At 62.1% G+C, this 12,005-nt stretch carries 7 protein-coding genes and 1 pseudogene; 5 read left to right on the top strand and 3 right to left on the bottom strand.

Annotated elements, in window-relative coordinates; translation table 11 throughout:
• Positions 1 to 224: 224 nt before the first annotated feature.
• Positions 225 to 932 (top strand): annotated as a pseudogene (locus H1204_RS16405) (response regulator).
• Positions 933 to 1,049: 117 nt separating this feature from the next.
• Here the strand turns inward: H1204_RS16405 and H1204_RS16400 are convergent.
• Positions 1,050 to 1,736 (bottom strand): orotate phosphoribosyltransferase, encoded by a 687-nt coding sequence (locus tag H1204_RS16400; protein WP_035991642.1) that lies wholly within the window; start codon positions 1,734 to 1,736, stop codon positions 1,050 to 1,052.
• Between the two features lie 333 nt (positions 1,737 to 2,069).
• On the opposite strand from H1204_RS16400, the gene H1204_RS16395 reads away from it, so the two are divergent.
• A complete protein-coding gene (locus H1204_RS16395) occupies positions 2,070 to 3,302 on the top strand; it encodes an MFS transporter (protein WP_180729106.1) in 1,233 nt (410 codons plus the stop codon).
• Between the two features lie 295 nt (positions 3,303 to 3,597).
• Positions 3,598 to 5,883, top strand: coding sequence for an NADP-dependent malic enzyme (locus H1204_RS16390; RefSeq protein WP_180729105.1), 2,286 nt, complete (start codon positions 3,598 to 3,600; stop codon positions 5,881 to 5,883).
• A gap of 70 nt (positions 5,884 to 5,953) precedes the next feature.
• On the opposite strand, the gene H1204_RS16385 is transcribed toward H1204_RS16390, so the two are convergent.
• Positions 5,954 to 9,559 carry an indolepyruvate ferredoxin oxidoreductase family protein gene (locus H1204_RS16385; protein ID WP_180729104.1) on the bottom strand — a complete coding sequence of 1,202 codons (3,606 nt, stop codon included), beginning with the start codon at positions 9,557 to 9,559 and terminating at the stop codon, positions 5,954 to 5,956.
• 344 nt (positions 9,560 to 9,903) lie between these two features.
• Between H1204_RS16385 and H1204_RS16380 the strand changes: the two genes are divergently transcribed.
• Complete coding sequence (locus tag H1204_RS16380) at positions 9,904 to 10,089, top strand: hypothetical protein (protein ID WP_180729103.1); 186 nt, start codon at positions 9,904 to 9,906, stop codon at positions 10,087 to 10,089.
• 149 nt (positions 10,090 to 10,238) lie between these two features.
• Here the strand turns inward: H1204_RS16380 and hppD are convergent, their stop codons facing one another.
• A complete protein-coding gene (gene hppD / locus H1204_RS16375; RefSeq protein ID WP_180729102.1) occupies positions 10,239 to 11,336 on the bottom strand; it encodes a 4-hydroxyphenylpyruvate dioxygenase in 1,098 nt (365 codons plus the stop codon).
• A gap of 150 nt (positions 11,337 to 11,486) precedes the next feature.
• Here hppD and H1204_RS16370 point away from each other — a divergent pair, with 150 nt between their 5' ends.
• Complete coding sequence (locus H1204_RS16370) at positions 11,487 to 12,002, top strand: Lrp/AsnC family transcriptional regulator (RefSeq protein WP_042314137.1); 516 nt, start codon at positions 11,487 to 11,489, stop codon at positions 12,000 to 12,002.
• The last annotated feature ends 3 nt before the right edge of the window (positions 12,003 to 12,005 follow it).

The following is a 12,005-nucleotide window of genomic DNA, read 5'->3' as shown; positions in this document are numbered from 1 at the left end:
AATGTCCTTACGAGGGATTGTTGTCCTTTTTTGTGCCCAAGTGACAAATCGAGTCTAACATTACATCTTATGTGGCCATTTGTGCTCGACGAGGGGCCGGCACGGCGCGAAATCGGCTATAGTCGCTGCAATCGTCCGCAGTTGTACACAAGCAGACAAGTCCTAGAAATTTAGAACTAGGAACGGTTGTTTCGGAGCGTGGATTGTCAGCTGAAGGAAGGGCCATGCAAGATCCCATCAGGGTCGTGGTTGCCGATGACCATCCTGTCATTCTCTTTGGTGCCGAATAGGCGTTGCTCAAGTTCCAGGGCATTCGTGTGGTCGCGCGCGCAAAGCAGTCCCCCGAGCTGGTGAAGATATTGCAGACGACCCCGTGCGACGTACTGGTCACGGATCTCGCAATGCCAGGTGGGCAATACGGCGACGGCTTACCGTTGATCGGCTATCTGCCTCGGAATTTTCCCGACCTGCCTATAGTCGTCCTGACGATGCTCGAAAACGCCGCGCTGTTGAAGCGCCTGAGCGAGCTCGGTGTGATTTCCGTCGTCAACAAATCAGACGACCTAAGTCATATCGGTCTTGCGGTGCAGCACGTTAGCCGGCATATCGAATACATGAGCCCGTCGGTGAAGGCATCGCTCGAAACGTTGCGCATGAACGCAGGCGGCAAGAGCGACGAGGTGATTCTGTCGAAGCGCGAGTTGGAAGTCGTACGGCTCTTCGTTTCGGGAATGACCATCAAGGAAATTTCCGAGCAGCTGAACCGCAGCATTAAGACGATTAGCACGCAAAAGAACACTGCAATGCGCAAGCTCGGACTCGAAAGGGATTCCGAACTGTTTCAGTACGCGCAGAGCAATGGCTTGATGAATCTGTCGTCGTATGCGCCGGGTGAGGCGGATACGGGTGCCCCGCCGCAGGGAAGTTCTTAAGCGCTACCTCAGAAGCTGGCTGTCGGATTCTCAAACCGGGAAAGCAGATCAAATAAAAGCGCCGCCCGTCGTAAGACAGGCGGCGTTTTCGTATGCTCGCTGAATCAGGCTGCCCGCTTATTGCGGTGCCGCCGTTGCGCCGCCGTGAGCCGCCGACCACTCGGCAGGCGCGTGCAGGAATTTCTCGACTTCGTCGAGCGTCTTCGTTTCGAAGTAGCCCTGTTGCTTCGCGACGCGCAGCACGTCCCACCACGTGGCGAGCGCATGCAGATCGACGTCGATATCCTTCAGCACCGACACGCTTTCCTTGAAGATGTTGTAGTGGAACAGCACGAAGCAGTGATTCACCTGCGCGCCCGCCGTGCGCAGCGCGTTGATGAAGTTGATCTTGCTGCGGCTGTCGGTGGTCAGATCTTCGACCAGCAGCACGCGCTGACCTTCCGTCAACAGACCTTCGATCTGCGCGTTGCGGCCGAAACCCTTCGGCTTCTTGCGCACGTATTGCATCGGCACCATCAGACGGTCCGACAGCCAGGCGGCGAACGGAATGCCCGCCGTTTCACCGCCGGCGACGGCGTCGATCTGCTCGTAGCCGACGTCGCGCAGAATCGTCGCTTCTGCCATTTCCATCAGGCCGCGGCGCACGCGCGGATACGAAATCAACTTGCGGCAGTCGATATATACCGGGCTCGCCCAGCCGGAAGTGAAGATGTACGGTTTTTCCGCGTTGAAATGCACTGCCTGGACTTCCAGCAGCATTTTGGCGGTCGTGTCGGAGATCGTCTGGCGATCGAAGCCTGTCATGGGCGAATCCTTCGGTGTGGTGAGCTTGGAGGGCGGGCGCGGGGCCCTGTGGCGCAGCAGGCGTAACGTTTCGCGCCTGGTGGGCGAAACATGCCGGACGAGTTGAGAAACAGGCCGGTTTGCTGCGCGCGTAGCCCGATATTTTACCCGATTCGGACTGTTCCCAGGGTTCTAGGCGGCGAAAGCGGGTAGGGCGCGGTGACCGGATGTGCGTTTCGCCTATGCATTCTGGCCAGCTTGTGACGCCAATCTGGCGCCTTTACACTCACGGCAAATTTTCACAGACGGCCTCCGGATGGCCTTCTGCTCACGTCTGCTGCAAGGTTGCCGCTCATGAACATCGCCCCTTCTACGACCCAGGCCGCGCCGGACGCCCGTCCCGGCTACGCGGCGCGCGCGCTGATCGCGTCGGTGCTCGGCTACGCGATGGACGGCTTCGACCTGCTGATTCTCGGCTTCATGCTGCCCGTCATCGCTGCCGACCTGCACCTTTCGTCGACGCAAGCCGGGTCGCTGGTGACGTGGACGCTGGTCGGTGCGGTCGCGGGCGGCGTGATTTTCGGCGTGTTGAGCGACTACTTCGGACGCGTGCGGATGCTCACGTGGACGATCCTCATCTTCGCGGTCTTCACGGGCCTGTGCGCGCTCGCGCAAGGTTACGGCGATCTGCTCGCGTACCGGACGATTGCGGGCATCGGGCTGGGCGGCGAGTTCGGCATCGGCATGACGCTCGTTGCGGAGGCTTGGCCGGCGGCACAGCGGGCGCGCGTGTCGTCGTATGTCGGGCTTGGCTGGCAACTGGGTGTGCTGGCGGCGGCGCTGCTCACACCTTTACTGCTGCCCGTGATCGGCTGGCGCGGGATGTTCGCGCTCGGGCTGCTGCCTGCCGTCGTGTCGTTTTTCGTGCGGCGGCGCGTCGAGGAACCGGCGCTCTTCACCGAGCGCGTCGCGCGCGGCATGCGCAAAGCGCCGATGAAACTGCTCGTCGCCGACGCCCGCACGACCCGCGCAAGCGTGGGCGTTGCGATTCTGTGCTCGGTGCAGAACTTCGGCTATTACGGCCTGATGATCTGGCTGCCCACGTATCTGTCGAAAACCTTCGGCTACTCGCTGACGCGCTCCGGCTTATGGACGGCCGTCACGGTACTCGGCATGGCGGCCGGCATCTGGCTGTTCGGCGCCGCTGCCGACCGCTTCGGCCGCAAGCCCGCGTTCCTGTTCTACCAGGCGGGCGCCGTGGTGATGGTGTTCGTCTACTCGCAATTGAGCACGCCGTTCGCGCTGCTGATTGGTGGCGCGGTGATGGGCATGTTCGTGAACGGAATGATTGGCGGCTATGGCGCGTTGATCTCAGAGCTGTATCCGACCGACGCCCGCGCTACCGCGCAAAATGTTCTGTTCAATATCGGCCGCGCGGTCGGCGGGTTCGGGCCGGTTGCCGTCGGCGCGCTGGCCGCACGGTTTTCGTTCGGGGCGGCGCTCGCCATGCTCGCTTCGATCTATGTTCTCGACATTCTCGCGACGCTCTTTTTGATCCCGGAACGCCGCGGCGCAACGCTCGAATGAGCCTTGCCGCCGCGCGGCGGCGGGCGGGGTGGAAGTGCTTTCATGTCGCGCTGCAGCAAGCACTGGCGCGGCTGCGGCTTATCCATCCGGTACAAAACCTACCCCGAACCGTCGCATTCGGGGTGTACACTGGTCGCCCCGAAAAAGCTCAGCGTCGTTTGCTTTCCGCTGAGGTTTGACGCCGCGCCTAACCGGCGCACGCGAGAATCGCCGCCGTCGAGCAACCCGTCGACATGGCCAGCGCAGCACGTGACATTGAGTCGGGCCCAATTATCAACGTCTCGCAGGTTAGAAAATGGACGAACAACTGAAGCAAAGCGCTCTCGCATATCACCAGAACCCGAAACCCGGCAAGATTTCGGTCACACCGACCAAGCCGCTTTCGAACCAGCTAGACCTGTCGCTGGCCTATTCGCCGGGTGTCGCAGCTGCGTGCATGGCCATCTTCGACGAGCCGCTCGACGCGCAGAAGTACACGTCGCGCGGCAACCTCGTCGGCGTGATCACGAACGGCACGGCCGTGCTGGGTCTCGGCAACATCGGGCCGCTCGCCGCGAAGCCGGTGATGGAAGGCAAGGGCTGTCTCTTCAAGAAGTTCGCCGGCATCGACGTGTTCGATATCGAGCTGAGCGAGTCCGATCCCGACAAACTCGTCGAAGCGATCGCGATGCTGGAGCCGACGCTCGGCGGCATCAACCTCGAAGACATCAAGGCGCCCGAATGCTTCTACATCGAGAAGAAGCTGCGCGAGCGCATGAAGATCCCCGTTTTCCACGACGACCAGCACGGCACGGCGATCATCGCGTCGGCGGCGATTCTCAACGGCCTGAAAGTGGTCGGCAAGAAGCTCGAAGAGGTGAAGCTGGTGTGTTCGGGCGCGGGTGCGGCGGCGATCGCGTGTCTGGATCTGCTCGTGCATCTGGGCCTGAAGAAATCGAACACGCTGGTGATCGATTCGAAGGGCGTGATTTATGAAGGGCGCGGCAATCTGGATGCCTCGAAAGAACGCTATCAGGCGAGCACCGACGCGCGCACGCTCGGCGACGCCATGCACGGCTGCGACGTGTTCCTCGGCTGTTCGAGCGCGGGCGTGCTGAAGCCCGAAATGGTCACGACGATGGCCGACAAGCCGCTGATCCTCGCGCTGGCCAACCCGGAGCCGGAAATCCGCCCCGAAGAAGCGAAGAAGGTGCGGCCGGACTGTATCGTCGCGACGGGCCGTTCGGACTATCCGAACCAGGTCAACAACGTGCTGTGCTTCCCGTTCATCTTCCGCGGCGCGCTGGATGTCGGCGCGACGACGATCACGGAAGAAATGAAGCTCGCGTGCGTGCGCGCGATCGCCGAACTCGCGGAAGAAACCGATCAGGGCGATGAAGTCGCGAAGGCGTACGAAGGCCATTCGCTCGAATTCGGCCCCGACTACCTGATTCCGAAGCCGTTCGATCCGCGTCTGATCATCAAGATCGCGCCCGCCGTCGCGCAGGCCGCGATGGACTCGGGCGTCGCGACGCGCCCGATTCAGGACATGGACGCGTACCGTGAGCAGCTCGGCGCAACCGTCTACCGCACGGGCATGGTGATGCGCCCGGTGTTCGCGGCGGCGAAGGCGCAACCGGCGCGCATCGTGTTCGCGGAAGGCGAAGACGAACGCGTGCTGCGCGCCGCGCAATTCGTGCTGCTCGAGAAGATTGCGAAGCCGATTCTCGTGGGTCGCCCGAGCGTGATCGAGATGCGTCTGAAGAAGATGGGCTCGAAGCTCAAGTGTGGCGAGGATGTCGAGATCGTCAACCCGGAAGACGATCCGCGTTATCAGAAGAGCTGGCAGGCATATCACGAGATCGGCGCGCGCGAAGGCGTCACGCCGGAAGTCGCGAAGGCCGCGATGCGCAAGTTCAACACGCTGATCGGCGCGATTCTCGTGCATCTCGGCGACGCGGACGGCATGATCTGCGGTCTGATCGACACGTATCACGAGCATCTGAAGTTCGTCGAACAGGTGCTGGGCAAGGCTGAGCATGTCGACAACTTCGCTGCGATGAATCTGCTGATGCTGCCGGGCCGCAACCTCTTCATCAGTGACACGTACGTGAACGAAGTGCCGACGGCCGAACAGCTCGCCGACATGACGATCCTCGCTGCGGGCGAAATCGAGAAGTTCGGAATCACGCCGAAGGTCGCGCTGCTGTCGAACTCGAACTTCGGCAGCGTGCCGTCGTCGTCGTCGGCACGCATGGCGGCTGCACGCAAGCTGATCGCCGAACGCGCGCCGCATCTCGAAGTGGACGGTGAAATGCATGGCGACGCGGCGCTGTCGGAAGCGGTGCGCAAAGCCGCGTTCCCTGGCACGACGCTGACGGGCGAAGCGAACCTGCTGATCATGCCGAACGTCGAAGCGGCGAACATCACGTACAACCTGCTGAAGATGATCGGCGGCGAAGGCGTGACGGTCGGACCGTTCCTGCTCGGCGCGGCCAAGCCGGTGCACATTCTGACGCCGGCTGCGACGGTGCGCCGGATCATCAACATGACGGCTGTCGCTTCGGCGAACGCCAACGTGGAACGCAACGTCGCGAAGTAATCTTCGCTCGTTGATGCGATGAAAAAAGGGCACCGCGAGGTGCCCTTTGTACTTCAGAAGCGGCAGAACGCTATGCCACGTGCCGCTCAACCCCACCCATCGGCGCGCGCCACTTCGCGAGCAACGACGCCCACTTCGCCCGCACGCCCTTCAGGTTGTTTTCCTTGACGTGGCCATAACCGCGAATCCCATCCGGCAGATTCGCCAGTTCGACAGCCAGCGCACGCTTCTCTGCCGTCAGCCCGCCGACCAGTTCATGCACCAGCGTCTCGTACTCGACGATCAGCGCCCGTTCGGTGCGACGCTCTTCCGTCTTGCCGAACACATCGAGCGCCGTGCCGCGCAGGAACTTCATCTTCGCGAGCACGTGCATTGCGTTGAGCATCCACGGACCGTACTGCTTCTTCACCAGATGCCCATGCGCATCCTTCTTCGACGTGGCCGGCGGCGCGAGGTGGAACTTGAGCTTCCAGTCGCCCTCGAAATTCGCCTTCAGCTTCTCGACGAACGCCGGGTCCGAATAGAGACGCGCCACTTCGTACTCGTCCTTGTACGCCATCAGCTTGTGCAGATTCTTCGCGACGGCTTCCGTCAACGGCATCTGGCCGTCGGCGGCATCGAGCTTCGTTTCGGCGGCCCGCACTGTTTCGATCAGCTTGCGGTAACGCGTCGCGTACGCTTCGTTCTGATACGCGGCGAGATACTGTACGCGCTTGTCGATCAGCGTATCGAGCGCCTTCGGCGTATGCAGCGAAACGATCCTGCCGGTCGCGGCATTCGCGGTGTTGCCGTCATCGATACGATCTTGCAATTGCGCGAGCTTGCGCACGGCAGCCAGGTCGTGCGCCGCGCGACGGCCCCATTCGAACGCCGCGCGATTTTTCTCGACCTGCACCGCATTCAACTCGATCGCGCGAATCAGCGACTCATGCGTGAGCGGCAGCCAGCCCTTCTGCCATGCGTAGCCGAGCACGAACGGGTTCGTGTAGATCGCGTCGCCGAGCAGTGCAACCGCGAAGTGGTTCGCGTCGACGGCGGCGACCTGTTCGTCACCCGCCGCTGCGCGTACGTCCGCATCCGCGCTCGCGCCGGGGAAGCGCCAGTTCGGGTTCTTGATGAACTCCGCGGTCGGCGTCGGCGCGCTGTTCAGCACGACGTGCGTTTGACCGGCCTGCATCCGCGACACGCATTCGTCGCTGGCCGTCACGAGCGAATCGCAGCCGATCACCAGGCTCGCTTCACCCATCGCGATACGCGTCGCGTGGATGTCGGCGGGCTGGTTCGCGATCTGCACGTGGCTCATCACGGCGCCGCCCTTTTGCGCGAGGCCCGTCACATCGAGCACGGTGACGCCTTTGCTTTCGAGGTGCGCGGCCATGCCGAGCAGCGCGCCGATCGTCACGACACCCGTGCCGCCGACGCCCGTCACCAGCACGCCATACGGCTTCGCGATCGCCGGAACATCGGGATCGGGTACGGGCGGCATCGCGTCGCTCTCGACGCCTGACGCCTTCGGCTTGCGCAGTTGCCCGCCTTCTACCGTCACGAAGCTCGGGCAGAAGCCCTTCAGACACGAATAGTCCTTGTTGCAGGTCGACTGGTTGATCTGCCGCTTCGTGCCATACTCGGTTTCGAGCGGCTCGACGGACAGGCAGTTCGACTGCACCGAGCAATCGCCGCAGCCTTCACAGACCGCCTCGTTGATGACGACGCGCTTCGCCGGATCGGGATAGGCGCCGCGTTTGCGACGGCGGCGCTTCTCGGTCGCGCAGGTCTGGTCGTAGATCAGGATCGTCGTGCCTTCGATCTCGCGCAGTTCGCGCTGCACGTCGTCGAGCTGGTCGCGATGATGAATCGTGATGCCGGGCGCAAGACCGACGTTCGCGTTGTACTTCTCCGGCTCATCGGTGACGATCACGATCTTCTTCGCGCCTTCGGCGGCGAGCTGATGCGTGATCTGCGGCACCGTCAGCACGCCGTCGACGGGCTGGCCGCCCGTCATCGCGACCGCGTCGTTATAGAGAATCTTGTACGTGATGTTCGCCTTCGACGCGATCGCCGCCCGAATCGCGAGCAGGCCCGAATGGAAGTACGTGCCGTCACCGAGATTGGCGAACACGTGCTTGTCGTTGGTGAACGGCGCCTGGCCGACCCACGCGACGCCTTCGCCGCCCATCTGGCTGAACGTGCTGGTGCTGCGGTCCATCCACACGGTCATGTAATGGCAGCCGATGCCCGCCATCGCGCGCGAGCCTTCGGGCACATTCGTCGACGTGTTGTGCGGACAGCCGGAGCAGAACCACGGCTTGCGCTCGGCCTGAACACGCGGGCGCGCGAGCGCCTTTTCCTTCGCTTCGATCACCGCGATGCGCGTAGCGATGCGCGCGCGCACGTCGGACGGCAGGTCGAACTTGTCGAGCCGCGTTGCAATCGCCTTCGCGATCAGCGCGGGTGAGAGTTCATAGTGCGCGGGCAGCAGCCAGTTGCCCATCGGCACCGACCATTCGCCGCCTGCACCGTCCTTCTCGTCGAACTTGCCGAACACGCGCGGACGCTGCGCGTCGGGCCAGTTGTACAGCTCCTCTTTGATCGCGTATTCGAGAATCTGGCGCTTCTCTTCGACCACCAGAATTTCTTCGAGGCCACGTGCAAAGGCGTGCGCGCCTTGCGCTTCGAGCGGCCACACGCAGCCGACCTTGTAAAGGCGAATGCCGATGCGCGAGCACGTTTCGTCGTCGAGACCGAGATCGGTCAGCGCCTGGCGCACATCGAGATACGCCTTGCCGCCCGTCATGATGCCGAAGCGCGCATGCGGCGAATCGATCTCGATGCGGTCGAGCTTGTTCGCGCGCACATAGGCGAGCGCGGCGTACCACTTGTAGTCGAGCAGACGCGCTTCCTGCACGAGCGGCGGATCGGGCCAGCGAATGTTGAGGCCGCCTTCGGGCATCACGAAGTCGGTGGGCAGAATGATTTGCGTGCGGTGCGGATCGATATCGACGGAAGCCGATGATTCGACCACGTCGGTCACGCACTTCATCGCAACCCACAGGCCGGAGTAGCGGCTCATCGCCCAGCCGTGCAGGCCGAAGTCGAGATATTCCTGCACGTTCGACGGAAACAGCACGGGCAGGCCGCATGCCTTGAACAGATGTTCGGACTGGTGCGCGAGCGTCGACGACTTGGCGGCGTGATCGTCGCCGGCCAGCACCAGGACGCCGCCATGTGGCGACGAGCCGGCCGAGTTGCCGTGCTTGAACACGTCGCCCGAACGGTCGACGCCGGGACCCTTGCCGTACCACATCGAGAACACGCCGTCGTATTTGGCGCTTGGGTAGAGATTGACCTGCTGCGAGCCCCACACGGCGGTGGCGGCGAGGTCTTCGTTGACGCCTGGCTGGAACACGACCTGGTGCGCGGCGAGATGCTTCTTCGCCTTCCACAGCGACAGGTCGAGACCGCCGAGTGGCGATCCGCGATAGCCCGAGATGAACCCGGCTGTATTGAGCCCGGCGGCCCGGTCGCGTTCCTGTTGCAGCATCGGCAGGCGGACCAATGCCTGGATGCCGCTCATGTACGCGCGGCCGCGTTCAAGCGTGTATTTGTCGTCGAGCGTGACGGACGTCAGCGCGGCTTCGAGCGAGGCTCGCTGACCGGCGTCTAGCGGGGCATTCATTATGTGTACTCCTCCACCCAGTTTGGGATCACCAAAATCTGCTTGGCCTCGGCATCTTGTGAATGCTTCGGCCGGGGTCGCCATGTTGACGGCTTTCTTTCGATGGTAGCACTGGTGAAAACCCGCCGCCTATCGTCGAAAACACCACGATGCGGGGCCGGCCACGAACAAAATGTCATTCGTATGACCGCGTGCGAGCTTTTTCGTTTGCTGCTGTTACAGGGTGTAAAAGCTTGCAACGTGCGGAACTGGTCTTGAAATGTCGGTCTAAACTCCCCAACTGCATGAATCGCAACGTTCCGCATGCTGCGGAGCTTCGCTGTGCAGTCGAAAAAGGAGTACGCATGAACACGAAACACATCCAGACCTTCCTGATGGTCTCGGCAGCATTCTTCGCGATGAACGCCCCGATGCGCCCGAACAGCGCCAATGCGCTCGCGAATGCCGTCACACGCACTACGCAGGTCGCCGCAACGACGGTCGCCGTGAACCAGCGGCGCGAGTCCGACGACACGGAGCAGCGTGGCTGACGCGCCCTGGCGGGTGATCGGCTGATCGTCCGCGGCGTACGAACAGATGGGAATCGGTGAGGGAGAGAAACCCGGTTCCGAAATGCGAAAGGCGAGGATCTTACGTTCCTCGCCTTTTTCTTATTTGGCTTTAACTATTGAGCAGCGTGTTAGGCCTTGTCCTGCACAACACCGCGACGAATCTGATCCAGTTCGATCGATTCGAATAGCGCCTTGAAGTTACCCTCGCCGAAGCCCTGATTGCCCTTGCGCTGGATGATCTCGAAGAAGATCGGTCCGATCTGGTTCTCGGTGAAGATCTGCAGCAGCAAGTCTTCGCGCGCGCCGTCGATCAGAATCTTGCGCTTGCGCAGTTCGTCCAGCGGCTCGCCGTGATTCGGCACGCGGCGATCGACGAGTTCGTAGTACGTGTCGATCGTATCGAGTAGCGAAATGTTCGCGCCGCGCAGGCCGTCGACCGTCGCGTAAATGTCGTTCGTGCCGAGCGCGATGTGCTGGATCCCTTCGCCGTGGTACGCGTCGAGATACTCCTGGATCTGGCCCGCTGTTTCCGAACCTTCCTCATTGATCGGAATGCGGATCTTGCCGCACGGCGACGTCATCGCCTTCGATTTGACGCCCGTCACCTTGCCTTCAATATCGAAATAGCGCACTTCCCGGAAATTGAACAGGCGCTCGTAGAACTCGGCCCATTCCTGCATCCGTCCGCGATGGACGTTGTGCGTCAGGTGATCGATATAGGTGAGGCCGTGGCCGACGGGATTCGGGTTCGCGCCCGGAATCGGTTCGAAGTCGACGTCATAGATGTTGATATCGCCGATGCTGTTAGGTTCCGCGCCGTTCTTGCCGCGCCAGCGGTCGACGAAATAGATCAGCGAATCGCCGATCCCCTTGATGGCCGGAATGTTCAGCTCCATCGGGCCCGTCTTGTTGTCGAAGCCCCACGCGCCGAGTTCGAGCGCGCGTTTGTATGCTTTCGCGGCGTCCTGCACGCGAAACGCGATGGCGCAGATCGACGGGCCGTGCAGACGCGCGAAGCGCTGCGCAAACGAATCGGGCTCGCCATTGACGATGAAGTTGATCTCACCCTGACGATACAGCGTCACGTTCTTGTGGCGATGCTTTGCGATGGCCGTGAAACCCATAAGCTCGAACAGCTTGCCGAGCGCGACAGGGTCCGGCGCGGTGTATTCGATGAACTCGAAGCCGTCGGTGCCGACGGGATTCTCCCAGGTAGAAACCTTCATGTCTGTCTCCTCGACTGTGTGCGGGGCGCATCGCGCGATCTGATGAAGAACAGTGTAGTTGCCGGTTTGGGAAGAAAACTTGCGAAGTTAATCGGCGAACACTACGCTTGGGCCATTTTCTGGCGCATAAAGCGTATTGGATGGCAGAACATGGCTCAAATCGAGATAGACGCGATCGACCGGCGCATTCTCGCGATTCTTCAGGAAAACGGGCGGCTATCGAATCAGGAGATCGCCGAGCGGGTGAACCTGTCGCCGAGCCCGTGTTTGCGGCGCATCCGCAGGCTGGAGGAAATCGGCGTGATTCGCGGTTATGTCGCGCTGCTGGATTCGCAGATGCTCGGGCTCGATCTGCTCGCCTACGTCAACGTGCGGCTGGAGAAGCGCGGCGGCCCGGCGCTCAGCGCACGCGCCGATGGCACGCCGGGTCGTGCGGGCGCGACGCATTCGGAGCTGTTTCGCGTGGCGGTGCAGGGCTGGCCCGAGGTGGTCGCGTGCTACGCGATGACGGGCGACATGGACTACCTGCTGCGCGTGCAGGTGCGCGACATGGCGCACTTTTCCCGGTTCGTGCAGGACCAGTTGCTGCGGCATCCGTCGGTGATCGACGTGAAGTCGAGCTTTTCGCTGGAGAAGTTCAAGGAGACGACCGCGCTGCCGCTTTGACAG

The organism is Paraburkholderia sp. PGU19 (assembly GCF_013426915.1).
In the GTDB taxonomy this organism is placed as follows: Bacteria; Pseudomonadota; Gammaproteobacteria; order Burkholderiales; family Burkholderiaceae; genus Paraburkholderia.
This window is presented reverse-complemented; position numbering and strand designations above follow the sequence as displayed.